The following is a 24465-nucleotide window of genomic DNA, read 5'->3' as shown; positions in this document are numbered from 1 at the left end:
TCTATTGCTGAAGAAGAACACGCTTCAGGAATAAATAAATTCTTACCAACCAAAAATCCGCTTAATACATGGGGAATCGTTGTGCTTATTAGCACCTTCATTCTCATGTTAGGATCAGCATACCTTGTATATTTTCTGCAGAGTGATTTTACAGAGATCAATACTGCCCGAATGAACACTACATGGGGTTATGCTTTCTTTATCCTTGCATCTGCCCTCTTCCTATATCGGGGAGCGTTTTTTATCTATAACCTAGTGTTGTATTTCAAATACAAACCAATAGAATCAGTTTCTAACGAAGAACTACCAACCTGTACCGTGATCGTTCCAGCTTACAACGAAGGCAAACAGGTATATGCTACGCTTATGAGCCTGGCTGAAAGTGAATATCCTACAGAAAAACTACAGTTACTTGCGATCGATGATGGTAGTAAGGATGATACCTGGAGCTGGATGCAGGAAGCTAAAAAAGTTCTGGGTGATCGTGTAGCGATCTATCAGCAGCCTGAAAATAAAGGAAAAAGACATGCATTGTACAGAGGTTTTAACCTTGGTACCGGGGAAGTATTTGTAACCGTAGACAGTGATTCTGTAGTAAACGCAGATACTTTGAGAAACCTGGTAAGTCCGTTCGTTGTTAATGAGAAATGTGGTGCCGTTGCAGGTAACATCAGAGTTCTGAATAACGAGAAAGCCTTACTTCCAAAGATGTTGAACGTGAATTTCGTACTAAGTTTCGAGTTTATGCGTTCTGCAGAAAGTACACTGGAATCTGTACTTTGTACTCCTGGTGCCTTGGCAGCATATCGTGCTAGCGCTGTATTCGAATGTCTTCCGGAGTGGATTAACCAGACTTTTATGGGGAAACCTTCAGATATTGGTGAGGACAGAGCTATGACCAATATGATCCTTAAACAGGGACAACACGTGCTTTTCCAGAGAAACGCGTATGCATACACCAATGTACCCGAGCAATATAAAGGTCTTTATAAGATGTTTATTAGATGGGGACGAAGTAATGTGCGTGAGAATATTGCCATGTCTAAATATGTATTTACTCAGTTTAGAGAAGGTTCAACCCTTGGTTCAAGACTATTGTTCATCAACCAGTTCCTGAAGATCATTATGAGTTACCCATTGATCATGATCATGCTATTTTTCGTGATCTCTCACCCACTTTTATTCCTTAGCTCAACATTTCTGGGAATTATGGTTTATTCAAGTTTCCCGGTATTGTTCTATGCCAAGAGATATAAGCTTTCAGAATCATTGTGGGCTTACTCATACAGTATTTTACATACTTTTGGACTATTCTGGATCACCCCGTACGCAATTGCAACAGCAAGCAGAAGTGGATGGTTAACCAGAGAATTAAGTGTAAAGAAATAATACTAAACCCCAACAACTAAGAAAAGAAAAGCGATCCTATTCAAGATCGCTTTTTTTATGATTTGGTACTACATTTTGTACCGAATGAGGCTGAAGAGTGAAACCGTAGCCCAGACTGCTTCCAGAATTATAAATGGAATATAATCCATTAAAACCGAAGCATAACAGGCTAAAGAGGCTCCAATTAAATTCAGTAAAATATAGATAAGATCTTTAGTTCCAAGTTTTCCTGCAGCGTTAAGTACATACGCCAGAAGTATTAAAAACACTCCTACCGAACCTATCCAGTCTATATATGTCATGCTCAATAATTATTTACCTTTTTTAGCATCCATTGGATTCATGAACCGGTGCAATAATTCTTCTGAAATCACCGGATTTGCACCTTCTTTTGCCGCTACTAATGCGCCCATCGCACAAGCCGTGTCCAATGCTAGCTGAGGTTTTTCACCCTGAAGCATTTTCGCCAGAAGCGTACCAAGGAATGAATCGCCGGCTCCTACTGTATCCTTGACTTTTACCTGGTAACCAGAATTATAGTAAAGCTTTTTGTCATGCATCAAAACTGCGCCATGTCTGCCTTTGGTGACGCAAATAGTTTCAGCATTGGATTTCACCGCCATAAACAACAGGTTCTGTTCCAGTGAATTGTATTCTGAACCCAACATTTTTGCGATCTCAAATAATTCATCATCATTAAATTTGATAAATTCTGCATGCTGGATCAATTCAGCCAGGAGATCTTTTGAATAATGTGGAGGTCTCAAATTGAAGTCTAAAACTCTGTAAGACGCTTTTGGTATAAGATTGAACAAAGTCTTTCTGCTTATATCATCACGGCAGATCAAACTTCCGAAGATAAATGCATCACTACGGGAAACCGATTGTTCTATAGTTTCTGTAGCAACAATACCATCCCATGCTGCCGGATATTTAATTGTATAGCTGGCTGAACCACTTTCTGAAAGTTTTACATCCACCGCTCCGGTCTCCCGGTTTTCATCCTTTAAGATATTACCGGTTTCAACACCCTGGGTTCTTAGGTAGTTCAGCAATTCTTCTCCCCTGGAATCAACTCCAACCTTACTGATCATTTCAGCATCTATTCCAAGACTGCTTAACCTTACTGCGACATTAAGCGGTGCACCACCAATTCGTTCCATATCTGGAAAAACGTCATACAAAACCTCACCAAAACAAACCGCCTTTATCCTTTTTGACATATATTTTTATTGATTATTAAAATTTAGTTCATAAGCTTCAAAACTATCCACCGTAAAATCTTTTTCTTCGGAACCAACCGAGAAAGTATCCCATGGCTGCTCAGAAAAGAATATCTCTGTAATAACAGTCTTTCCATTATCAATGAATAATTCCATACTGGTTTTATCAAGAATCATATGAACTTCCATAGAATCGGCCGCTGTTATTCTTGGCGCCGTTGAAGGTGTCCCGGAAAACTTATCTGAAAAATCATTTTTTCCTGCTTCACTTCTATCCATACTGAACTTTTGTTCTGAATGATCATAATTTACCACGAATTTTTCTCCCTGTTCATTAGAAAGTGTAAAATGATAGTTTCCATCTTCTTCTAATCCGGAAATACTGAATTTCACCTCAGCTTTAGAAAGATCGATCGCTGATGTATCGATTAACACCAGGTCTTCCTTAGCTGAAAGTGCGCTTTTTTTAACTGGTTCACTTCTAAATTTTTCTAATTCCTCTACCGGCTGGGAAGTAACCAGGTATTGTCCATCTTCTTTGATAAGCTTCAGTTCTCTTGCAATGGTCATCGCACTTCTCCAGGTTTCGGTTGGCACTTCCTGTGCATATAACCAGTTAGACATCCAGCCCAGAAACAATTTCCTGCCATCTTCCTCTGGCACATTAGACCAGGTCACCCCAGCGTAATTGTCTCTACCAAAGTCTATCCAGTAGTCATGCTTTTCTTCCAGATTGCTCATATTTTCTTCCGGCGTAAAGGTTGTCCCATCAAAATCTCCTACAAAATACTGAGTCCCAGATCCACCATTATAGCCTCCAGGATTTAAACTTTGAATCAGCACCCATTTAGTTTCACCGGTACCTTCAACCTGCATTGGAAAGAAATCCGGACATTCCCAGACTCCGTCATGTGCTCCATTTCCCTGCCCAAACTCAGATACTTTTTTCCATTCTTTCAGATCCTGTGAGGTATAGAACAAAGTCTTTTCGGTTGTTGCCAGGGCCATTAGCCACTGCTTGTGTTCCTCATCCCAGGTTACTTTTGGATCCCTGAAATTTTCAATTCCTGGATTAGGCAATACTGGATTTCCTTCATATTTTGTCCAGGTCATACCTTTATCAAGACTATAAGCAATTGCCTGGGACTGATAATCCTTTTCACCCTTCTCTGCTCCTTTTGGTTCATGATAAGTGAAAATAGCCACCACGGGAGTCTTTCCATCCTCACCAAAACCTGAAGTATTGTCCTTATCTACTACAGCACTACCGGAGAATATATAGCCCTTTTCATCTGGAAACAACGCGATCTCCTGTTCTTCCCAAGTGATCATGTCCTTACTCGTGGCATGGCCCCAGTGCATTGGTCCCCAAACATTATCGTCTGGATAGTATTGAAAATACAAATGATAAGTGCCATCAAGGTAAAACATCCCGTTTGGATCGTTCATCCAGTTCTTTTCCGGAGTAAAGTGGAAATTAGGCCTATAGACTTCGTCACTGTTTACCTCAGCTTCTGTTTGAGTAATTTCTTCGGAAGCTTCAGAATTTTGATCCTTACACGAATTGAAAAACAGGCAGCAAACAGCCAGTGAGGTTAAACTGAATTTAATCTTGTTCATAATATCAGGTTGTAGTTGAAATTTCTTTAATGGATAATTCTTCCGCCAGTTCTTCCAGGGATTTACCTTTGGTTTCTGGCATCATAAAAATAACGAAAAACAGTTGTAGCACCATCATGAATGCAAAGAAGGCGAATACCCAACCCGCTCCAATCGTACTGAATAAATACGGAATACTGGAAGGAATAATCGCCGCTAGCACCCAGTGAGTTGAACTTCCGAACGCCTGTCCCGAAGCTCGTAATCTGTTCGGAAATATTTCAGAAATAAATACCCAGATAACCGCTCCCTGTCCTATGGCGTGTGAAGCTATAAACAGGAATAAAAATATTGGTACCCATAAACCTCCCCAATTCAAAAAGAATGCAGCTGCAACCAGTGAAAGAGATATAATATAGCCTATCGACCCAAACAGCAGCAGTTGTTTTCGACCGAGCTTGTCAATAAGAAACACTCCTAACAGTGTGAATAACAGGTTTACAACTCCAATTCCAATACTGCTTAGCAAGGCTGTACTTTCTCCAAGTCCGGCAGCTTCAAAAATTCTGGGAGCATAATACAGGAATGCATTGATACCGGATAACTGGTTGAAAAATGCGATTAAAAATGCGAGAATAAGGGGGAAACGGTACTTTTTCATAAAGATGTTCTCACCGGTAACTTCAGAATCAGATTGTGTTTTTATCTCATGAACTTTGGCACTAACATCCAATCCTGGATTGATCCTTTCCAGGATGCGTTTAGCTTCGGCCATTCTTCCTTTAGAGACCAACCATCGCGGACTCTTAGGAATCCCGATAACAAAAAGAATATATAGGAAAGCAGGAATAGCCTCTACACCAACCATCCATCGCCACGGTTCTTCTCCTGTATTTCTCAACAGGTAATTTGAAAGAAAGGCGATAAGAATCCCCAGAACAATATTGAACTGGTACAGGGCTACTAATTTACCACGTTTATTGGCCGGTGCGATCTCTGAGACGTAGGCTGGTGCTGTAATGGTAGAAGCTCCTACCCCAAGTCCTCCAAGAAATCTAAAAAATGCAAAGGTATACGGATCGTCTACAAGGGAGGAGCCTAAAGCAGATACGAAATAAAGGATTCCAATAACGATAAGTGTATTTTTTCTACCAAATTTATTCGTGGGGAAACCTCCGAAGATAGCTCCAACCACAGTACCCCATAAGGCCATGGCCATCACAACAGAACCATGGAAGGCATCTGAAGTCCCCCATAATGCCTGCAATTGTTTGTCTGCCCCAGAAATTACTACTGTATCAAATCCAAAAAGAAACCCGGCAAGGGCCGCACTTATGGAATAGAAGAAAATTTTATTCATAATCGTAATTAAATAAAATTGGATATCATAGTCCGTCAGATTTCATAACCGCACCATGAATTATTTAAAATTAGGTGGAGAATTTAAGAATTATTAAATAAACTGACCCAACTATAAACAGATTAAAGCTATTTAGCAATAATAATTACCGATTTCGTTGCATATCCATTTGAAATTTAGTTTTAAATAATCTAAATCACTTAATCGGAAAGAAAGTTTTATCTTGATCTTCAACCAAACATCAAAAGAAATTCAAGGCGACCCGAATAATCAGCATTCAGGCTGAGTGGTTTTCTATGAAATATTTTGATGAAAAAATATATCGTATTCTGGCTCCTACTATTAGCAACGCAAATTTCTGCTCAAAGCTGGATAAGTAGTGAAGAAACTTATTTTTATGCTGGTACAGGACTGGATGTTCGAAATGCAGTATTTGGAGGCACAGTGAACCCATCTGCTTACGACGGTATATTTTCTTTGGGATACAGAAATGAACATTTTAGCTTCGAAGCTTATTACGAAACTTTTCAAGCCATTAGTTATGATTCATCTGGTATTAATCTTGGCTATGTTTACCGGCCCGGAAAAAAGCTGATCCCGGTAACAGATCTCTCCCTCTCTCTAATTCAAAGACCCTGGAAATCCTTTCCTTCCCTCGCAATTAATAACCGACTGGAATTTCACTTTTCCAGGTTCTTTATTTATGTAAGAGGTGAATCCCGCTGGCGAACAGATTATGATTTTTTCCAGATTTCTGTCTACGGAGGTATTAATTTTAAATTCGGTTTCGAATATTAACAGGCTCAGTCAGTTTCTCATAATATTAACTATGAGTAATTCATTTTTATCTAATTTTGACGCTGTACCAACCAATTGATCATGGAAATATTTTTGCAACCAGATACCTGGGTAGCTCTTCTAACTCTTACTTTTCTGGAAATCGTCCTGGGAATAGACAATATTATATTTATTTCTATAGTAGCGGGAAAAGTTCCCGAAGAGAGTCAGAAAAAAGCTAGAATAGGCGGTTTATCCATTGCCTTGATCATGCGTATTTTATTGCTTTTGAGTATCACCTGGATCATTGGGCTTACCGAACCAGTACTTACTGTTGCAGATTTCGAACTGAGTTGGAGGGATATTATTCTGATCGCCGGTGGTATATTTCTACTTATAAAAAGCACACTTGAAATTCATCATAAGGTAGAAGGACAGGAGGAAAATAGTACGACCGAAAAAGGTAAAAAGCCAACGATAAGTTTTAGCTCCGCGATCGTACAGATCGTACTTCTGGACATCGTTTTCTCCTTTGATTCCATATTAACTGCTGTAGGTTTAACAGATCAAATCATTCTAATGGTGATAGCGGTAATTGTTTCCATCATAGTGATGATGATCTTCGCCAAACCTGTAGGAGAATTTGTAAATAATCATCCAACAATTCAGATTCTGGCTTTATCATTCCTGATACTAATTGGAGTGATGCTTATCGTTGAAGGTGCACATTACCATGTTCCAAAAGGCTACGTCTATTTTGCAGTATTCTTCTCTTTAGCGATAGAAATGTTGAATATGCGTTACCGTAGAAAGAATACTTAATCGATAATTTCGTAGTGAATTGGCTTAAAGCTTCCACCATTGCTGTCTTCGGCAGAGCATGCTGTTAAACCAACTAAAAGGTCCATTTTAGCTTCGAACAGAACATAATCACCGGCTTTGCTTAAAGGCGGATCTACACTAAGTTTTCCATTAGTATCGAACTGTACGTTCATAAAAATATTAAATGCGGTAGGAATTTCATCTGGCTGAATTTCGAACTTTTCCAGGTTGGTATAAAGATTCTCGAAACAACTCGGGTGATACTCGTTATTATTATACATGATCTGGAACGTTTCAGGACTGCACGGTGCAAGTAAAAAATCATTTCGACCGTTCGTATCTTCCAGGATCTCCATCATTTGATTGCTTCTGTTACTCCAGAGATGGTCACCCTGACTAATCAAAATACTCTCCTCAAAATCCAGGGTTTTGCCGGAAGAGATCTTTTCCCGGGTATCTTTCGCATTAAAAAGAACCATATCACTTACCTGTTCGCCATTTGGATCGATCACTTTCAATTTCTGACCTTTTTTCAGTCTGAATGCAGCACCCGTTTGTCTTTTAATTACTTCGATCATTGTAGATTATGTTCGTTTTTAATGTCTTCTGAAATTTGATTTTTTATGGGATCTTCTGAAGCATCTAATTTGCTTACTACCCTTTTCACATCTTTAGAACGGTAAGACTGATGCAATTTTGCGATGCCTTCAACTTTCACCGGTTCGATCCAGAAACCCGTGATCTGTGGAAGGTGATCTTCCAGCATTTTCTTCGGAATATTATCGTAATAAAGAGGATTTTCCTGCTCCTTCTCGAAATTAGCTACCAATTTTGAAAGAGATTCTCTTAGTTCTGACTCCGACTGAAGTTTAATTTTTCCATTTACATGCACCGCAGAATAATCCCAGGTGCTAATGTCTGCTTCTTCGTACCAGGAAGAGGAAATATAAGAATGAGCACCCTGAAATGTCACTAATACCTCAACATCTTCCTTCAGAAACTCTTTCTGTTCGTTATGGTTTGCGATATGAGAAAATAATCTCCACTTACCATCTTCAGATTCATCGATAAGCACAGGAATATGCGTAGCTAAAAGATGATCCCCCTTGAGAACAAATGTCGCAAATGGAAATTTCCGAAGAAATGGAAGAATAAATTCATCCTCATCTTTCCGGTATTTTTTTGGTCTGTACATTTATTATTTTCCTAGTGGAATGGGCATTTCCATTCTTTATCAACCTTACGCCCACTGTATTGTTTGGCTTCGCTATTATTTCCAAAATCTTCCAGCATAGGGTTGATCGAACCCTGCAAAGCTACGTCACGATCACGAATTCTATCACGAACTTTTTGATAGGTCCCCATTTCCCTGAGTTTTTCGAACTGCCAGTGCAAGTTGAAGGTCAGGGTAGTATATGGACTCTGTCTCGCCTTCCTCGAAGAATTTGGATGTAAACCCACTACATAGAAAGCCTTTCCTGCAATACTAAAACTAAAATTTTCATCCTTGGGATCATCACTCACCGCGGGATCCCATTGCTCACTATCCAGTTTATGAATATTGCCTAATTGCTTCCATAATAATTCTTCGAAGCTAATTTCAGAATATTCCGGAGAATTTGGAAATACTGCCAGGAATGTTTTGAAATCATTGGACTCAAAATCGTAAGCTTGGATATAGTCTTTAAGATCCTTCAATAATCTGGCAGAAGCCTCCATACTACCAAAGTCTTCATAAGTTTTGAGAGTAAACTGGTCCATGGCAAAAATTGTCTTAGCCATAATACACGGATGTTCATTCTCAAGAATAAATTCGGCATATTCTGCCTTTATCTGTTCATCTGAAACAGCTTTTAAGCTCTTCCGTTTTGTTCTTTCCTTTACCTGCATCTTCTTTCTATTTTGAAACGTCTTTATATAAATAATCTTCCAGTTCCTCGTCGTCCTTATCGGTATGTAAAACCGAAATATCACCAGTTGCTTCAAAAACCACAGCTCTAACTTCTTTCAGCCTGATCACATTTGCTTCTCTTAACTTAGAACGAAGATCTGCTTCAGTCACCCGGGCCTTCTTCAAATTTTCATGTAGAATTGTTTGTCCATCCATAAGCATCAAAGGACCATTATCTACAGCATTCTGAACGATCTTAAACCTCCGCAGGATCGCAACAAAGATCTGTAGTACATAGATTGCTGCGACCCCAACTACACCTTCCCATAAACTCACGCTTTTACTTAGAACGGTAGTTGCTACCATGGACCCAAGAGCAACGGTCATGGCAAAGTCAAAACTGGACATTTTAGAAAAACTTCTTTTCCCGGCGATTCGGGTAAAGATGATAATTGCGATATAGATCCCTATTGCTGTTAGTATAATTGCAACAAAGGACGGAATGTCAAATGCGAACCACTTGTCCATTTAATTTAGATTTTTAAACCCGATGAATAAATTACAACCAAGATAATTACCTTGGAATACACCCGATTTTTGGTTGAAATTCAATTTACCCAGGCTTTTAATTAATTAAATGTTAAGCTGTCATAATCATTTCTAAATTCCCGAGTTTTGTAGTGAAACCGTTAAACTTTCAGGGAAAGTCATTAATTTCTAAATTTGAAAAATGGAAAAGATCAATAAAATTGGCCACCGTGGTGCTAAAGCTCATCTCGCTGAAAATACACTGGAAAGTATTGAAAAAGCTATCAGTCTTGGAGTGGATATGATCGAGATTGATGTGCATCGATGTGCCACTAGCGAATTGTTCGTGATTCATGATTTTACCCTGGACAGAACTACAAATGGCAGCGGAGAAATCGCTAAAAAAAGCAATGCAGAAATGCAGTTATTTTTGATCGAAGAGCAGTTCAAAATTCCTACGCTAAACGAGGTGCTTGAACTTATCGAGAATAAATGCCAAATCAATATTGAGCTTAAAGGTCGGAATACCGCTAAAGCGGTTTCAGAAATCATTCAACATAAAGTTGAAAAGGAAAATTGGGAATATGGCAACTTTCTGGTTTCCAGTTTTCAGAAGAACGAATTGTTCGAAGTCAAAAAGATCAATTCCAGGATCCCGCTGGCAGTCCTAAGTAAAGCGAGTGTACCTGAAGCGATAGAACTTGGCAAGAAACTGGATGCGGTAGCGATTCACCCTTCCGTAGGAATTATTACGAGAGATAACACAAAACTCTGCCACGATCATGATTTTAAAGTAAACGTCTGGACCGTGAATGAAGTGAATGATATCCTGAGAATGATCGATTTCGGGGTTGATGGCATAATCTCAGATTACCCGGATCGATTACAGAATCCTGTTAAATTGTTGCAAAACTAGATACTAGCTCTTAGTTGTTTACTTTTGCCATCAAAGAGCTCAATTTTGGAACATTTCGACAGGATCATAGTAGGTGGCGGTGCAGCAGGATTTTTTACGGCGATCAATATTGCTGAAAATAACAGATCCCTGAAAGTCCTTATCCTGGAAAGAGGAAAGGAAGTTTTGAATAAGGTTCGAATATCAGGCGGTGGTCGATGTAATGTTACTCATGCCGAATTTATTCCCGCTGAACTGGTTCGGAAATACCCCCGCGGAAGCAAAGAACTTCGAGGACCCTTTCACAAATTTATGACCGGTGATACCATTGGCTGGTTTGAAGACAGAGGAGTTTCTCTTAAAACTGAAGATGACGGACGCATGTTCCCGGTTACAGATTCTTCGGAAACTATTATTGATTGCTTCAGAAAGGAATGCGATAACTTGAAAATTGAAGTCCGCACTGGTGAAAGTTTAAAAAATTTTTCTTCTGAAGGTGATTACTGGAAAATTGAAGTAGGCTCCAAAGAATATTCCTGTGAGAAACTGATGCTTGCAACCGGCAGCAATTCGAAGATCTGGAATCTTTTGAAAAATAGCGGACATTCCATCGTAGATGCTGTACCATCCCTTTTCACGTTTAATATTGAAGATGACAGGATCAAGGATCTTCCCGGCATCGCGATGGATGCAGAAGTAGAGATTCCTGGAGCTAAACTTAGCAGCGATGGTCCATTGCTAATAACCCATTGGGGTTTTAGCGGCCCTGCCATCTTGAAGCTTTCAGCATGGGGAGCCAGGGCTTTAAATGAACTTCAGTATAAATTCAGCATAAAAGTGAACTGGACTCCTGGTGAAAATGAACTGTCGATCATCGAGACTTTGAAAGATCTGAAACAGGAACATTCCAAACAACAGGTTTACAAAAGAGCTCAGTTCGATCTACCAAAAAGACTATGGCACAGCCTTGTTCTTGCTTCTGGCATTTCTCAGGATAGTAAATGGGCAGACCTCAACAAACAGCAATTGTCGAATTTGGGTGTACAGCTTACAGCGGCCGAGTTTAAGGTAAACGGAAAAAGTACTTTTAAAGAAGAATTTGTAACCGCTGGAGGAATTGATCTAAAAGAAGTAGATTTTCAAACATTTGAAAGCAAACTACACCCAAATCTTTATTTTGCTGGAGAGATTTTGAATATTGACGCTATAACAGGAGGATTTAATTTTCAAAATGCGTGGACAGGTGGATTTCTTGCTGCGAAAGCTATGAGTTAAGACGCCAGATCTCAAAATTAAAAGCGAAGGCCAGAAGAATCCATACAGCATAAGGAATTAGCATATAAGCAGCTGTGTTACTTACAATCTTAAACCATTTTATGGTGAAAAGAGTAATGACGAACAGCAGTGCCAGATCAATTAAAGCCAGGATCGGTTTTTCAAGAGCAAAGAATAGCAGGAACCAGAAACCATTCAGGAATAACTGGAAACCAAAGTGGTAAAGTGCTGTTTTTACCCATTTGTGATAGAAACCTTTACTCCAAACGATACCAGCAGCGACTCCAAGTAACACGTACATAAAAAGCCAGATGGAGCTTAAAATATCATCCTTTATGTAGAACCATGGTTTTTGCAGGCCTGTATACCAATCTGCCATTCCTGTTTGAATAGCGATCGCACCAAGAAGACCGAAGACAAGACAAATGCCTACCGCAAAAGTGCTTCTTATGAGAAGTTTTGTGGTCATATCTGGTTGGTTACTCTCACTAAAATAGCAATTTATTTAAAAGGAAACATCTACAGATCTTTACATAAAGTTTAACTTTGACAAAAATTTTTCAGAATGACGCATCAGGAATTTGTTCCCTCCATGTATTCCAATGAAATAAAGTCTGGCAAGGTAAGCTGGCAATCCCCAAGTAATATAGCACTGGTTAAATACTGGGGTAAGAAGGAACATCAAATCCCTGCAAATCCGTCTATTAGTTTTACGCTAAATCATTGCAGGTCAACTACTAGTCTTGAATTTCAGAAAAAAGAGGATAAATCTGACAGTTTTGAGTTCGATTTCTATTTCGAGGATAAACCTAAAGAAGATTTCAAACCCAAGATTCAGAAGTTTTTTGAGCGCATTCAGGAATATTGCCCCTATCTAATTGATTACAAGTTTATTATAAGAAGTGAAAACAGCTTTCCTCACAGTAGCGGCATCGCGTCTTCTGCTTCAGGGATGAGCGCACTTGCCCTTTGTATTATGGATCTTGAACGTCAGCTAAATCCTGAAATAAGCGAAGAACACTTCCAGAGAAAAGCATCATTCCTCGCAAGACTTGGTTCCGGGAGTGCCTCCAGAAGTATTCAGGGCGATCTTATGATCTGGGGTAAACATAATGATTTTGAGAGTTCATCAGATCATTTTGCCATCAGGTATGAAGATAAATTACATGAGAACTTTCAAAATTTTCAAGATACTATTCTACTTGTAGATAAAGGTGAAAAGCAGGTTAGCAGCACGGTGGGCCATGATCTAATGCATGGGCATCCTTTTGCTGAGGAGCGTTTTAAACAAGCTCATGACAATCTTAGCAAGCTTATTCCCGCATTAAAATCTGGTGATTATTCAGAATTCATAAAAATTGTGGAAAGTGAGGCATTGACACTTCACGCCATGATGATGAGTAGTCAGCCATATTTTATTCTTATGAAACCGAACACGCTTGAAATCATCAACAAGATCTGGAAGTTTAGAGAAGATACTGGTATACCCGCTTGTTTCACACTGGATGCTGGCGCCAACGTACATCTGCTATATCCTGAAGATCACGCTCCTAAAGTTTTAGAGTTCATTAAGAATGAGTTAGTTGCGTATTGTGAGAATGGACACTATATTTGCGACCAGGTTGGGAATGGCGCAAAAAAATTGTAATTTTAACAAGTTTGCAGCTACATTTCTGCCTATTGAACCTGAACGCTTATGAAAGGACCTTTATTTTACTCAAAAATTCTTCTCTTTGGAGAATACGGGATCATTAAAGATTCCAAGGGTTTATCGATTCCATATAACTTTTATAATGGTGCTTTGAAGTTGTCTGATAATGACACTGAACAGGCGAAAAAATCGAATACCAACCTGCGTAAATTTGCTGCTTACCTTGAAGCACTTCAGGAAAACAATCCAGAACTTGTAAAGTTTGATATCGAAGCTCTTAAGGCAGATATTTCCAGCGGAATGTATTTTGACTCAAGTATTCCTCAAGGTTATGGTGTTGGTAGTAGTGGTGCATTAGTTGCCGCAATTTACGATAAATATGCAAATGATAAGATCACCGTTCTTGAGAACCTTACCCGGGACAAATTATTAAAGCTGAAAAAGATCTTCGGAGAAATGGAATCATTTTTCCACGGAAAATCTTCAGGACTGGATCCGCTTAACTCATATTTGAGCATTCCTATTTTAATTAATTCCAAAGAAAATATTGAACCTGCAGGAATTCCTTCTCAAACCGAAAATGGAACCGGTGCAGTGTTTTTACTTGACAGCGGAATTACTGGGGATACTGCCCCAATGGTTAGTATTTTTATGGAAAATATGAAACAGGAGCCTTTCAGAAAAATGCTGAAGGACCAGTTCGTTACTCAGACCGATGCTTGTGTGGATGACTTTTTGAAGGGAGATGTAAAATCGCTTTTCAAGAATGTAAAGAAACTCTCTCATACCGTTCTGGATAACTTCAAACCAATGATTCCTGCGCAGTTTCATAAATTGTGGCAGAAAGGGATCGAAACCAATGATTACTACCTGAAACTTTGTGGGTCTGGTGGTGGAGGTTACATCCTTGGTTTTACTGAAGATATCGAAAAAGCAAGGAAATCACTTAAAGGATATAATTTGGAAGTAGTTTACAACTTCTAAACTCAATTTTATGCCAGGGATCGCGAAAAAGCGCCTGCTACTGAAAATACTCAGTTTATTTTCTGTAGTTAGGGGATACAATATATTGGTGGTCGTCCTAGCGCAGTATTTAACTTCAGCTTTTATACTTGCCCCAGATAAACCATTGCGGGAAGTATTCTTTGATGCGAACCTGTTTTTTTTGATCCTTGCTTCCTCTACCGTAATCGCTTCAGGTTATATTATCAACAACTTTTACGATAGCGAAAAAGATCTTATCAATCGTCCTAAGAAAACCATGCTCGACCGCGTGGTTAGTCAGCGTACAAAATTGTCAGTTTATTTTATTCTGAATTTTGCCGCTATCTTTTTTGCCAGCTATGTATCATTTAAAGCAGTAGTGTTTTTCAGTATATATATTTTCGTAATCTGGCTATACTCACATCGCCTTAAAAAGATTTTGTTTCTAGGTAATCTTGTCGCTTCCGTTCTTGCGATCACTCCTTTTTTCGTGATCTTCGTTTATTATAGAAATTTTGAGACGGTCATATTTATTCATGCTGTATTTCTCTATTTGATGATCCTTATGCGGGAACTTGTCAAGGACCTGGAAAATATGCAGGGTGACCTCGCTCAGAATTATAGAACCATACCACTTGTTTTCGGTGAGGGGTGGAGTAAATTCTGTCTTGCTGTATGTGCCGTAGTTGCCATCATGCCCATTTACTTATTGATCACTCGATTTCAGACAGGTTACATGAATTATTATTTCTACACTTCACTGCTTTTGCTCGGTGTTTTTCTTCTACTCTTATACTTCAGCAAAGCCAAATGGCAATATCTCTTACTGCATAATATTTTGAAACTGATAATTGTCGTAGGCGTATTCAGCATTCTACTTATTGATCTTCAGGAAGTGCTCAACCGGGTTTTTTAGGTAATCCCCTCATCTTAAAAGTTTTCTCAAATACTTAGCATCCTCATGCGGGATAACGTATCTTTGCAAAAATTTTGGCAATGAGCAGAAACGATAGATCTTCAGGTGGTAAGAATAGTGGCAGACAAGGTGGTGGTACCAGGAAAAAATCTCACGCACGTGGAAATGCACCGGTAAAGCCGAAAATGGAGAAGAGTCCGCTTTCTAATACCGAAGGTATTCGTCTTAATAAGTATATCGCAAACTCTGGAATTTGTTCCCGTAGAGATGCAGATATGTACATTGCTGCTGGTAATGTTACTGTAAACGGGAAGTCTGTTACAGAAATGGGTTATAGGGTAAAACTTGAAGACGATGTTCGTTTTGATGGTCGCCGAATCAACCCTGAGAAACCACAATATATACTTCTGAATAAACCAGCTGGATTTTTTGTAACTGGAAATCCTGAAAAAGGTGGTAAAACTGTGATGGAGCTTGTTTCAAAAGTTACCGATGCCAGAGTTAGTCCGGTAGGTAAACTAGACAACCAGGCAAAGGGTCTGTTGCTATTCACTAATGACGGGACTCTCGCTAAAAAACTGGCCAAACCTAAGAACGGAATCCGCCAGATCTACCATGTAACGCTAAGTAAAGCTCTTTCTAAGGAAGATCTTGAATCTATTGAAAAAGGTGTTTTCCTTGAAGTTTCTAAAGTGATCGTGACGAGCATAAGCTTTATTGACGACAAACCTCATACTGAAGTTGGGATTGAACTTTACAGTATCAAGGAACATATTGTAACCAGGATCTTTAAGAGCATGGGCTACGATGTAGAAAGCCTGGATCGCGTTGTATTTGGAGGTCTAACCAAGAAAGATCTGTCTCGCGGACGCACCAGAAACCTTACCGAACAGGAGGTTATCAACCTTGGGATGCACTAATTCATTTTTTAGCTTTTCCATTTTAATTTTTTAAATACATTTACCGCGTCAAAAGTCGGAGTATTTTCCCTGGCTTCCTGTCGATCTATAGGTAATTGAATAGAAACATCTTTTTATTAGCTGAAAAGCCTTCAGCATTGCAACTCCATGACGATCAGACAACTATCGTTACGCAATGGAGCGAGTCAAACTCTTTTCTTAACATTAATTTATTAGTCGATCTTTTTGACCCTATCAATTATTATCTAATTTTTAGCCTTAAAATCATTTACGCAAATTGAATACAAAGTACAGCGATCTCATAGACCAGACTTATTACTTTCCACAGGAAGAATTTTCACTGGAAGGAACTCAATTAAAATTTCATGATATTGACCTTATGAAGCTTGTGGAGCAGTATGGCGCTCCCCTCAAGTTTACATACTTACCTAAAATATCACAGAATATCAACAGGGCTAAAGGCTGGTTTCAGGCCGCTTTGGAAAAACATGATTATAAAGGTTCCTATAATTACTGTTACTGCACCAAAAGTTCCCATTTTGAGCATGTGCTCAAGGAAGCTTTAAGGAATGACATTCACATTGAAACTTCTTCAGCCTTTGATATTAATATTGTAGAAAAGCTTAAAGCTGCAGGAAAAATCTCCAATGATCATTGGGTAATTTGTAACGGCTTCAAAAGAGATCAATACGTAGAAAATATAAGCAGACTTATCAATAGCGGACACGAAAAGTGTATTCCTGTGATGGATAATTATGAAGAACTGGATCTCCTTTCAGAAAAAGTGGACGGGAAATTCCAGGTAGGAATTCGAATAGCTTCGGAAGAAGAGCCAAAATTCGAATTTTATACTTCAAGGTTGGGGATTGGATACCAGAACATCGTTCCGTTTTTTCACAAACAATTGAAGGATAATGAGCAGGTAGACCTTAAGATGCTGCATTTTTTCATTAATACCGGGATTCGCGATACAGCCTACTACTGGAACGAATTGAACAAGTGTTTGAAAGTATACACCAGTTTAAAGAAATTATGTCCTAGCCTGGATAGTTTGAATATTGGTGGTGGATTCCCTATCAAAAACTCACTGGCATTCGATTATGATTACGCTTACATGGTAGATGAGATCATCAACCAGATCAAACTAACCTGTGAAGAAGCCGGAGTAGATGTTCCAAATATCTTTACGGAGTTTGGAAGTTTTACAGTTGGTGAAAGTGGTGGTGCGATCTACGAGGTTTTATACCAGAAACAGCAGAATGATCGTGAAAAATGGAATATGATCAACTCTTCGTTCATTACTACATTGCCAGATACCTGGGCGATCAGTAAAAAATTCGTAATGCTGGCAATAAACAGGTGGAATGATGAGTATGAAAGAGTTTTGCTGGGAGGTCTAACCTGCGACAGTGATGATTATTATAATTCTGAGCAACATACCAACGCGATCTATCTTCCGAAGTTTAAAAAGGAAAAGCCTTTATATATTGGGTTCTTTAATACCGGTGCTTATCAGGATACCATTGGAGGTTTTGGCGGATTACAGCATTGTCTTATTCCGCAGCCAAAGCATATTTTAATAGATCGGGATGAAGATGATAAGATCACAACGAAACTTTTCAGCGAACAACAGAACTCTGAAGACATGCTAAGTATTCTTGGCTATGATAGAAATAATTAAAACGATACCTTTAACCAACTAATAAACAACTAACTAAACAATTCAATTAGCCATGAGCAAAAAGAATTACGCCGGGATACCCGATAAATATGCTCGTATAGACGAAGCAAAAGTGGTATTGATTCCTGTGCCGTATGATGGAACCAGTACCTGGCAGAAAGGTGCCGATAAAGGTCCGGATGCATTTTTAGACGCTTCAGAAAATATGGAGCTGTATGATATCGAAACAAATACTGAGGTTTACAAAAAAGGAATTTACCTCGCACCACCAGTGACCGAGGATTCTTCTCCCGAAAAAATGGTTGAAGCGGTTTACAAAACCACAAAAAACTATATTAAACAGGAGAAATTTGTAACCCTGTTTGGAGGTGAACATTCAGTTTCTATTGGTAGCATCAAAGCTTTTAATGAATCTTTCTCAGACCTTACGGTAGTACAACTGGATGCTCATGCAGATCTAAGACCTGAATACGAAGGATCAACCTGTAATCATGCCTGTGCGCTTCATGAAGCCAGTAAGACCACGAATCTTATTCAGGTAGGAATACGCTCTATGGACATTTCAGAAAAAGATCATATGGATGAAAACCAGGTGTATTTCGCCCATGATCTTTACGAAGACTGGCAGGAAGATGCGATTGGACAAATGACTCCAAACGTATTTATCACCATAGATCTTGACGCTTTTGACCCTAGCATCATGCCTTCAACTGGTACTCCGGAGCCAGGGGGACTATTCTGGTACGAGACACTGGAATTTCTCAAAATGATGTTCAAGAAAAAGAATGTAGTTGGCTTTGATATTGTGGAGCTCTGCCCGGATAAGAATGAAAAATCTTCAGACTTCCTGGCAGCAAAACTTTATTACAAAATGCTGAGCTACAAATTTAAATACCAAAATTTTATTGAAGAAGACGAAGATGAGTAAAGGACATATTTCACAATTTATAGAAAAATATTATTTACATTTTAATGCTGCTGCACTAGTTGACGCTGCAAAAGATTACGAAAAGCAGCTGCAAGGCGGTTCTAAAATGCTTGTTTCTCTTGCCGGCGCGATGAGTACTGCAGAGATAGGAAAGATCTTTGCCGAGATGATTCGCCAGGATAAGGTGCATATCGTTTCCTGTACTGGGGCAAACCTGGAAGAGGACGTGATGAATCTTGTAGCGCATTCACATTACAAACGAGTTCCAAATTATCGGGATCTTACCGCTCAGGATGAGTGGGATCTATTGGAGAAAGGTTTAAACCGGGTTACAGATACCTGTATTCCTGAAGAAGAGGCTTTCCGTAGAATTCAGGATCATATTTTCAAGATCTGGAAGGATGCCGAAGAAAAAGGAGAACGCTATTTCCCGCATGAATTTCTGCACAAATTATTGCTTAGCGGAGTTATGGAGGAGCATTACGAGATCGACTTAAAGGATTCCTGGATGTATGCCGCTGCGGAAAAGAACCTGCCAATGGTGGTACCTGGATGGGAAGATTCTACCTTGGGGAATATCTTCGCTTCATACGTGCTTAAAGGTGAACTGAAGGCCAGTACAATGAAATCTGGAATTGAATATATGACCTTCCTTGCCGACTGGTATACTGAAAATTCGGATAACGGAATTGGATTTTTCCAGATTGGTGGTGGTATTGCCGGGGATTTCCCAATTTGTGTAGTACCAATGCTTTATCAGGATATGGAGCGTACAGATACTCCTTTCTGGAGCTATTTTTGTCAGATATCAGATTCTACAACCAGTTACGGTTCTTACTCAGGAGCTGTTCCAAATGAAAAGATCACCTGGGGGAAATTGGATATAAACACTCCTAAACATATTATTGAAAGTGATGCCACCATTGTTGCACCGCTGATCTTTGCTTATCTCCTGGATATGTAATTAACAAATAATTACCTTACATTGAAGCTGCTCAACAGGCGAAATTGCCTAATATTGAGCAGCTTTTTTGTTTTTATCATCCATGAAGAAACTTTTACTCTTTCTCCTCATCGCTATTTCAATCCAATCTTGCAATACACCCAGTTATATGTTTTCCAGTGTATCGCAAAAAACATATAGCTTTCCTGAAGGCACCTATTTACTGAATATTATTGATGCCCCTGAAAGCGTTCGGCTTGAGTTGCGAGAGATGGTTTTTGACAAATTAGAAGATCGTATTCTCAATGGAAAACTTGTGAGCATACAGGATACGCCGGTAACCTTAATAAACTCACAGCCTGGTTTCAATAGTTCAGCTGAAGATCTTGAGCAATTGGCTTCAAGAGCAAAAGGCTACGACTATTTCATTAATATCAAAGCTGAAAAACCTGCAGACGACCTTGGATCTATACAGATAGGGAATATCGATCCCAATGAGGCAAATGTGACTAAGGTATCTCTGGAGATCATTAATTTACATGATAAAGTCAGCGTTTATTACAGCCATGTAAGATCTGAATTGAAAGTTCCTGATGATAGTAAGGATTTTGCATTCTCTGTAAGTGCGCAATCTATGATGAAAAACAGTCTAAAGAAGATCCTCAAAAGAATGAATAACTAAGATGGAGAACTGGCCAATATTCGCAATAGGTTTCTTAGCGCAGCTATTATTTAGTGCTAGATTGATAAGTCAATGGTTTCTTTCCGAAAAATCCAAGGAAGTTGAAACTCCGGTACTATTCTGGAAACTCAGTTTACTGGCCTCTATCTTGTTGTTTACCTATGGTTATTTGCGGGATGATTTCGCTATCATGTTAGGACAATTCCTGATCTACGGAGTATACTGGCGTAATCTTTCTTTAATGAACGAATGGAGAAACCGAAATATACTTTTTAAAACTCTGGTCATTATTTTTCCTTTTGCTATTGCAGCCTATATCACCTTTTTTGGAACACAAACCTGGGATGATGTACTTAGGTCTGAAAATATTGCGGGCTGGATCATCGCATTAGGTCTGGTGGCTCAAATTGTATATACCTCAAGATTTTTTTACCAGTGGTATTATTCTGAAGTAAATCAAGAATCTTCATTACCGCTGGGTTTCTGGATCCTTAGTTTAATTGGCTCCAGCTTGCTTTTTACCTACGGAATATTTCGTGAAGACCCAGTTCTAATGGCTGCACATTTCTTTGGTGCACTCATCTATATGCGTGATATATATCTTCTGAAAAATTCTAATAAACCCGATCCAAAGGCTTAGAATTTTTCGGAAGGAACAATTCATACAGGAAATATCCAATTACCACAGTGTATTCTAAGGCTACCAGCCATAGATTTTCATCATATTGAGCATTGGAATAAGCCGAATAACTCAGGATGACCAGTAAACACCAGGCAAGCATAAATCTGAATTGTGTAAATACACTTAACAGGAGTGGAATTGCCAGATACCAGGGATGCACAGTTGTGGACAGAAGTAGATATACAGAAATACCAAATAGCATACTCTTTATTAAGCTTTGCATTGTCGCATTTTTCCGTAGAAAAGTCAGAAGTAGAACCGCAACAAATGTGATTACGGGTAAGATCTTGCCAGCGGTCTCAATGATGTTGTATCCTTTCACCTGAAAACCTACCCACCTCACCAGGTAATATACCGAGGCATTGAATTCAAACTTGCCAAACCATAATCCAACACTTGCCATAAAATTCGCCAGCACCTCTTCGGAATAAAATGGTACAAAAGAAATCACTAATGTTAGGATTACCAGGCAGTGAAAACCGAGCAATTTCATGAAAGAAAGCTTTGGACTATTCAGAAAAAAACCAAAAAATAATGGCAGGAATAGCAGAGGTAAAAGTTTGACAGATATGGATAAGCCAAGTACTATTGCAGAAGCAAACCAGCGTTTTTGTTCTAATAAATAAAGAGACCAAACCAGGAAAAACACCATGACCGACTCAAAATGCAGATTTCCTATCATTTCTATGATGATGAAAGGATTGAGGATATAGAGAAAGATCCTGTCTCTGGATAGTCCAAGATTTGAAAGCAAACTAGCACCAAAAAAGAGTGTCCCGAGATCGGCCAGTATAATTATCGCTCTTAGAAACATCACATTCAGCAATTGGCTGGAATTTGCTAGAAACGACGAAACAGCGAATAGCAGCTGATTAACCGGTGGATAGTTTGAATAATGTCCTGCGCTCAGGCTTCCCATTCCTTTTAATAAAACTTTGGTATTAGAAAAATCGAGCTCATTGGAAATTTCAGTAGGGATAAATTGATAAGGATTAATACCAGCATTAATGAGCTGGCCATCCCAAATAAATCTAAAGTAATCTTGTGAAAGTTCTGGAAGTGCGAACAGGAAGATCAATCTAAATATGATCGCAAGTATGACCAGGATTTTGAAATTGTGACGTAGTAACTCATAAAGCTTGTAACTCAGGAAGAATAAAGCCGTATAAAGCATCACCAGCCGACCAAAATCTTCCCGGGCTAATCCATATGCAAAATTCCAGTAGAAGGCCACACAGGAGAGCGCTATGAGAATTGGGAATTTGTAAAGTCTGAGCAGTTTTAGATCCATTCCGGTATAAGGATTTCCGACTAAGTTAATTAAACTTCAGACTTTAAGCTTTGCACGAAAACGAAACCAAATCCGGCGAATAACATAAGGTGGAAAATGATGAGTCCAAATTCCTGAAGTCGGAAAGCGCTAAAAATGGCAAAGCCAAAATAAAGAAATAGTATCCCTTCAATGATGATATTTCTTGAAAACTTGCCAGATAGATATTTATTACCCTTCCATTTGTCACCACTCTCATTAATATTGAATTTTGGTGTTCTTATAAATTCTGAGCGTTTCCCGAGATGGCCTTCCAGAACAGCGAGTGAGTTATGAACTGAAAATCCCATCGCTATAGAAAAGAAGGTTAGGAACATCCCTACAAACTTGAGAAAGGATTTGAGTCCTTTTCCATGAATTTTTGCCCAGGCGACATAGTAACACAGGAAAAAGATGAGTGTACTTAGAGCAAATACTGCTACCAGATTAAAATACCAGTCGAAAGCCGGATTGGAATTCTTGATGTAAAGTACCGGCAAACTTAGCACCGCCAGAAACAAAACGATCAAAAACATACTGGAGTTCAAAAGATGAAAGAACCCATGAAATTTTGTACTGAAAGATGCCGATTTATCTCTTAATAGTTTTCCGTAATTCTTCCTGAAATTTTCTGCAGCGCCTTTGTTCCATCGAAACTGCTGACTCCTTGCTGCACTAATCACTACGGGTAACTCGGCTGGGGTTTCTACATTTTCAAGGTATTTGAATTCCCATTTTTTCATCTGGGCACGATAACTGAGATCAAGGTCCTCAGTTAGCGTATCGCCACTCCAGTTCCCGGCATCCAGGATACATTCCTTTCTCCAGATTCCCGCTGTCCCATTGAAATTAATAAAATTGCGGCCAAAATTTCTTCCAGTTTGTTCCAGTATAAAATGAAAATCAAGTGCAAAGGCCTGTATCCTGGTAAGTAGCGAATAATCACGATTTAGATGTCCCCACCGGGTTTGTACCACACCAATCCTGGAATTTTTAAAATAGGGTAATGTTTGTTTCAGCCAATTTTTGCCGGGCACAAAATCTGAATCAAATACAGCGATATACTCTCCTCGAGCGATCTTCAGACCTTCTTTTAAAGCCCCAGCCTTATAACCAGTCCGTGTTTCTCTGCAAATGTGCTGTATATCCAATCCTTCCAGCCTCAGGCATTTAATAAGTTTAGAAGTAATATTTACAGAATCATCTGTAGAATCATCCAGGACCTGGATCTCAAGTTTTTCCCTGGGATAAGCTATTCTGGCAATATTTTTCAGCAAACGCTCAACAACATATTCCTCGTTATAGAGCGGCAATTGTATGGTGACAAATGGATAATCATCGTTCGCTTCGAAGTTAAATTTTTCCGCAGTATCGGTGGTTTTTAAAGCTTTGAAGTAATTCATTAAAAGATGTAGCTGCGAGAGGCTGTAGATGAAGATAACCACTAACGCAAGCATGTATAGTATGATCACCAGCAGGTCTATCATTTAAAACTGTATTTGAAGATCCATCCTAATATTTTCACACCTGCAAAGATAGCACCTTTAAGGGTTCCTGAAACTTTAGAAACCCCTATCCGGTTTCGATAATGCACCGGGATCTCTGCATATTTTAAGTTTTTCCGAAGTGCTTTTAATTGCATTTCTACCGTCCAGCCATAAGTTTTATCCTGCATCTCCAGCTGAAGTAATTTTTCATACTTGATCGCTCGAAAAGGTCCCAAATCTGTAAAAGTGGAGTTGAAAAATAATTTCATCAAACTTGTAGCCAGCCAGTTTCCAAAGATCTGCGGAAAGGTCATCGAACCAGTTTCCCGCCATTCCTTTACCCTAGCTCCTACAACGAAATCCTTGTTATCTTCAATGATCGGCTGAACGATCCTGACCAACTCTGAAGGATAATCTGAATAATCTCCATCCAGAAAAACTATGATATCTGGTTTATTAGACTGTTCAGAGATGTATTGCATTCCCTTTAGACAAGCATAGCCATAACCTTTTCGATTCTCCT

At 39.0% G+C, this 24465-nt stretch carries 26 protein-coding genes; 14 read left to right on the top strand and 12 right to left on the bottom strand.

Annotated features, from left to right (window positions below; genetic code table 11):
- The first annotated feature begins 3 nt into the window (after positions 1-3).
- The gene (locus ACNI3T_RS08460; RefSeq protein WP_418227875.1) at positions 4-1389 is read left to right on the top strand and encodes a glycosyltransferase family 2 protein; all 1386 of its coding nucleotides are present in this window, start codon (positions 4-6) and stop codon (positions 1387-1389) included.
- Between the two features lie 68 nt (positions 1390-1457).
- On the opposite strand, the gene ACNI3T_RS08455 is transcribed toward ACNI3T_RS08460, so the two are convergent.
- The 4 genes from ACNI3T_RS08455 to ACNI3T_RS08440 are packed head-to-tail and all read right to left on the bottom strand — an operon-like array spanning position 1458 to position 5571.
- Complete coding sequence (locus ACNI3T_RS08455; RefSeq protein ID WP_322301290.1) at positions 1458-1691, bottom strand: CBU_0592 family membrane protein; 234 nt, start codon at positions 1689-1691, stop codon at positions 1458-1460.
- A gap of 9 nt (positions 1692-1700) precedes the next feature.
- Positions 1701-2612, bottom strand: a complete 912-nt coding sequence (locus ACNI3T_RS08450) for a carbohydrate kinase family protein (RefSeq protein WP_418227431.1) — start codon at positions 2610-2612, stop codon at positions 1701-1703.
- Positions 2613-2618: 6 nt separating this feature from the next.
- Positions 2619-4232, bottom strand: coding sequence for a glycoside hydrolase family 32 protein (locus ACNI3T_RS08445; protein WP_418227430.1), 1614 nt, complete (start codon positions 4230-4232; stop codon positions 2619-2621).
- 4 nt (positions 4233-4236) lie between these two features.
- Positions 4237-5571 (bottom strand): sugar porter family MFS transporter, encoded by a 1335-nt coding sequence (locus tag ACNI3T_RS08440; RefSeq protein ID WP_418227429.1) that lies wholly within the window; start codon positions 5569-5571, stop codon positions 4237-4239.
- 309 nt (positions 5572-5880) lie between these two features.
- Here ACNI3T_RS08440 and ACNI3T_RS08435 point away from each other — a divergent pair, with 309 nt between their 5' ends.
- Entirely contained in the window at positions 5881-6369 is a 489-nt protein-coding gene (locus ACNI3T_RS08435; RefSeq protein WP_418227428.1) for a hypothetical protein, read from the top strand.
- A gap of 81 nt (positions 6370-6450) precedes the next feature.
- Positions 6451-7170 (top strand): TerC family protein, encoded by a 720-nt coding sequence (locus ACNI3T_RS08430; protein WP_418227427.1) that lies wholly within the window; start codon positions 6451-6453, stop codon positions 7168-7170.
- On the opposite strand, the gene ACNI3T_RS08425 is transcribed toward ACNI3T_RS08430, so the two are convergent.
- The 4 genes from ACNI3T_RS08425 to ACNI3T_RS08410 are packed head-to-tail and all read right to left on the bottom strand — an operon-like array spanning position 7167 to position 9589.
- Positions 7167-7748, bottom strand: a complete 582-nt coding sequence (locus ACNI3T_RS08425) for a DUF1989 domain-containing protein (protein ID WP_418227426.1) — start codon at positions 7746-7748, stop codon at positions 7167-7169. The two genes, ACNI3T_RS08430 and ACNI3T_RS08425, sit on opposite strands and share 4 nt — an antisense overlap.
- Positions 7745-8365, bottom strand: a complete 621-nt coding sequence (locus ACNI3T_RS08420) for an FMN-binding negative transcriptional regulator (protein ID WP_418227425.1) — start codon at positions 8363-8365, stop codon at positions 7745-7747. Before ACNI3T_RS08420 ends, ACNI3T_RS08425 begins: the two co-directional genes overlap by 4 nt.
- Positions 8366-8376: 11 nt before the next feature.
- Positions 8377-9060 carry a guanitoxin biosynthesis heme-dependent pre-guanitoxin N-hydroxylase GntA gene (gntA, locus tag ACNI3T_RS08415; protein WP_418227424.1) on the bottom strand — a complete coding sequence of 228 codons (684 nt, stop codon included), beginning with the start codon at positions 9058-9060 and terminating at the stop codon, positions 8377-8379.
- A 7-nt stretch (positions 9061-9067) separates the two neighbouring features.
- The gene (locus ACNI3T_RS08410; protein ID WP_418227423.1) at positions 9068-9589 is read right to left on the bottom strand and encodes a DUF421 domain-containing protein; all 522 of its coding nucleotides are present in this window, start codon (positions 9587-9589) and stop codon (positions 9068-9070) included.
- A gap of 202 nt (positions 9590-9791) precedes the next feature.
- On the opposite strand from ACNI3T_RS08410, the gene ACNI3T_RS08405 reads away from it, so the two are divergent.
- On the top strand, positions 9792-10505 hold the full coding sequence (locus ACNI3T_RS08405; protein ID WP_418227422.1) for a glycerophosphodiester phosphodiesterase: 714 nt from the start codon (positions 9792-9794) through the stop codon (positions 10503-10505).
- A 42-nt stretch (positions 10506-10547) separates the two neighbouring features.
- The gene (locus ACNI3T_RS08400; protein ID WP_418227874.1) at positions 10548-11759 is read left to right on the top strand and encodes a BaiN/RdsA family NAD(P)/FAD-dependent oxidoreductase; all 1212 of its coding nucleotides are present in this window, start codon (positions 10548-10550) and stop codon (positions 11757-11759) included.
- Here the strand turns inward: ACNI3T_RS08400 and ACNI3T_RS08395 are convergent.
- Positions 11749-12228 (bottom strand): TspO/MBR family protein, encoded by a 480-nt coding sequence (locus ACNI3T_RS08395; protein WP_418227421.1) that lies wholly within the window; start codon positions 12226-12228, stop codon positions 11749-11751. The two genes, ACNI3T_RS08400 and ACNI3T_RS08395, sit on opposite strands and share 11 nt — an antisense overlap.
- A gap of 96 nt (positions 12229-12324) precedes the next feature.
- Here ACNI3T_RS08395 and ACNI3T_RS08390 point away from each other — a divergent pair, with 96 nt between their 5' ends.
- The 9 genes from ACNI3T_RS08390 (at position 12325) to ACNI3T_RS08350 (ending at position 21104) form a co-directional block, all read left to right on the top strand.
- Positions 12325-13407, top strand: a complete 1083-nt coding sequence (locus tag ACNI3T_RS08390; protein WP_418227420.1) for a diphosphomevalonate decarboxylase — start codon at positions 12325-12327, stop codon at positions 13405-13407.
- A 48-nt stretch (positions 13408-13455) separates the two neighbouring features.
- Positions 13456-14394, top strand: coding sequence for a mevalonate kinase family protein (locus tag ACNI3T_RS08385; protein ID WP_322301303.1), 939 nt, complete (start codon positions 13456-13458; stop codon positions 14392-14394).
- Positions 14395-14404: 10 nt separating this feature from the next.
- The gene (locus ACNI3T_RS08380; RefSeq protein ID WP_418227419.1) at positions 14405-15310 is read left to right on the top strand and encodes a geranylgeranylglycerol-phosphate geranylgeranyltransferase; all 906 of its coding nucleotides are present in this window, start codon (positions 14405-14407) and stop codon (positions 15308-15310) included.
- An 80-nt stretch (positions 15311-15390) separates the two neighbouring features.
- The gene (locus tag ACNI3T_RS08375) at positions 15391-16230 is read left to right on the top strand and encodes a pseudouridine synthase (RefSeq protein WP_418227418.1); all 840 of its coding nucleotides are present in this window, start codon (positions 15391-15393) and stop codon (positions 16228-16230) included.
- A gap of 277 nt (positions 16231-16507) precedes the next feature.
- Positions 16508-17911 carry an arginine decarboxylase gene (locus ACNI3T_RS08370; protein WP_418227417.1) on the top strand — a complete coding sequence of 468 codons (1404 nt, stop codon included), beginning with the start codon at positions 16508-16510 and terminating at the stop codon, positions 17909-17911.
- 52 nt (positions 17912-17963) lie between these two features.
- A complete protein-coding gene (gene speB, locus ACNI3T_RS08365) occupies positions 17964-18839 on the top strand; it encodes an agmatinase (RefSeq protein ID WP_418227416.1) in 876 nt (291 codons plus the stop codon).
- Positions 18832-19803: a deoxyhypusine synthase family protein gene (locus ACNI3T_RS08360; protein ID WP_418227873.1), complete on the top strand. Its 972-nt coding sequence runs from the start codon at positions 18832-18834 to the stop codon at positions 19801-19803. Before speB ends, ACNI3T_RS08360 begins: the two co-directional genes overlap by 8 nt.
- 148 nt (positions 19804-19951) lie before the next feature.
- Entirely contained in the window at positions 19952-20464 is a 513-nt protein-coding gene (locus ACNI3T_RS08355; RefSeq protein WP_418227415.1) for a hypothetical protein, read from the top strand.
- Position 20465: 1 nt separating this feature from the next.
- On the top strand, positions 20466-21104 hold the full coding sequence (locus ACNI3T_RS08350) for a lipid-A-disaccharide synthase N-terminal domain-containing protein (RefSeq protein ID WP_418227414.1): 639 nt from the start codon (positions 20466-20468) through the stop codon (positions 21102-21104).
- Here ACNI3T_RS08350 and ACNI3T_RS08345 read toward each other — a convergent pair.
- The 3 genes from ACNI3T_RS08345 to ACNI3T_RS08335 form a co-directional block, all read right to left on the bottom strand.
- On the bottom strand, positions 21079-22437 hold the full coding sequence (locus tag ACNI3T_RS08345) for an MptA/MptB family glycosyltransferase (protein ID WP_418227413.1): 1359 nt from the start codon (positions 22435-22437) through the stop codon (positions 21079-21081). The genes ACNI3T_RS08350 and ACNI3T_RS08345 overlap by 26 nt on opposite strands.
- 29 nt (positions 22438-22466) lie before the next feature.
- Positions 22467-23942: a cellulose synthase family protein gene (locus tag ACNI3T_RS08340; protein ID WP_418227412.1), complete on the bottom strand. Its 1476-nt coding sequence runs from the start codon at positions 23940-23942 to the stop codon at positions 22467-22469.
- Positions 23939-24465: glycosyltransferase (locus tag ACNI3T_RS08335; RefSeq protein WP_418227411.1), on the bottom strand; the 527-nt coding region annotated here is incomplete at its 5' end. The genes ACNI3T_RS08340 and ACNI3T_RS08335, both read right to left, overlap by 4 nt.

It is taken from the genome of Christiangramia qingdaonensis (assembly GCF_048381525.1).
GTDB lineage: Bacteria > Bacteroidota > Bacteroidia > Flavobacteriales > Flavobacteriaceae > Christiangramia.
The sequence above is the reverse complement of the archived record's forward strand: the minus strand, read 5'-3'. Positions and strand labels throughout refer to the sequence as shown.

Excerpts from the sequence above, each read along its gene's own strand:
- ACNI3T_RS08425 (WP_418227426.1), bottom strand. The coding sequence starts at position 7,748 with ATGATCGAAGTAATTAAAAGACAAACGGGTGCTGCATTCAGACTGAAA.
- ACNI3T_RS08445 (WP_418227430.1), bottom strand. The coding sequence starts at position 4,232 with ATGAACAAGATTAAATTCAGTTTAACCTCACTGGCTGTTTGCTGCCTG.
- ACNI3T_RS08360 (WP_418227873.1), top strand. The coding sequence starts at position 18,832 with ATGAGTAAAGGACATATTTCACAATTTATAGAAAAATATTATTTACAT.
- speB (WP_418227416.1), top strand. The coding sequence starts at position 17,964 with ATGAGCAAAAAGAATTACGCCGGGATACCCGATAAATATGCTCGTATA.
- ACNI3T_RS08350 (WP_418227414.1), top strand. The coding sequence starts at position 20,466 with ATGGAGAACTGGCCAATATTCGCAATAGGTTTCTTAGCGCAGCTATTA.
- ACNI3T_RS08430 (WP_418227427.1), top strand. The coding sequence starts at position 6,451 with ATGGAAATATTTTTGCAACCAGATACCTGGGTAGCTCTTCTAACTCTT.
- ACNI3T_RS08385 (WP_322301303.1), top strand. The coding sequence starts at position 13,456 with ATGAAAGGACCTTTATTTTACTCAAAAATTCTTCTCTTTGGAGAATAC.
- ACNI3T_RS08440 (WP_418227429.1), bottom strand. The coding sequence starts at position 5,571 with ATGAATAAAATTTTCTTCTATTCCATAAGTGCGGCCCTTGCCGGGTTT.
- ACNI3T_RS08345 (WP_418227413.1), bottom strand. The coding sequence starts at position 22,437 with ATGGATCTAAAACTGCTCAGACTTTACAAATTCCCAATTCTCATAGCG.
- ACNI3T_RS08455 (WP_322301290.1), bottom strand. The coding sequence starts at position 1,691 with ATGACATATATAGACTGGATAGGTTCGGTAGGAGTGTTTTTAATACTT.
- ACNI3T_RS08390 (WP_418227420.1), top strand. The coding sequence starts at position 12,325 with ATGACGCATCAGGAATTTGTTCCCTCCATGTATTCCAATGAAATAAAG.
- gntA (WP_418227424.1), bottom strand. The coding sequence starts at position 9,060 with ATGCAGGTAAAGGAAAGAACAAAACGGAAGAGCTTAAAAGCTGTTTCA.
- ACNI3T_RS08435 (WP_418227428.1), top strand. The coding sequence starts at position 5,881 with ATGAAAAAATATATCGTATTCTGGCTCCTACTATTAGCAACGCAAATT.
- ACNI3T_RS08380 (WP_418227419.1), top strand. The coding sequence starts at position 14,405 with ATGCCAGGGATCGCGAAAAAGCGCCTGCTACTGAAAATACTCAGTTTA.
- ACNI3T_RS08410 (WP_418227423.1), bottom strand. The coding sequence starts at position 9,589 with ATGGACAAGTGGTTCGCATTTGACATTCCGTCCTTTGTTGCAATTATA.
- ACNI3T_RS08340 (WP_418227412.1), bottom strand. The coding sequence starts at position 23,942 with ATGATAGACCTGCTGGTGATCATACTATACATGCTTGCGTTAGTGGTT.
- ACNI3T_RS08355 (WP_418227415.1), top strand. The coding sequence starts at position 19,952 with ATGTTTTCCAGTGTATCGCAAAAAACATATAGCTTTCCTGAAGGCACC.
- ACNI3T_RS08405 (WP_418227422.1), top strand. The coding sequence starts at position 9,792 with ATGGAAAAGATCAATAAAATTGGCCACCGTGGTGCTAAAGCTCATCTC.
- ACNI3T_RS08450 (WP_418227431.1), bottom strand. The coding sequence starts at position 2,612 with ATGTCAAAAAGGATAAAGGCGGTTTGTTTTGGTGAGGTTTTGTATGAC.
- ACNI3T_RS08395 (WP_418227421.1), bottom strand. The coding sequence starts at position 12,228 with ATGACCACAAAACTTCTCATAAGAAGCACTTTTGCGGTAGGCATTTGT.
- ACNI3T_RS08420 (WP_418227425.1), bottom strand. The coding sequence starts at position 8,365 with ATGTACAGACCAAAAAAATACCGGAAAGATGAGGATGAATTTATTCTT.
- ACNI3T_RS08375 (WP_418227418.1), top strand. The coding sequence starts at position 15,391 with ATGAGCAGAAACGATAGATCTTCAGGTGGTAAGAATAGTGGCAGACAA.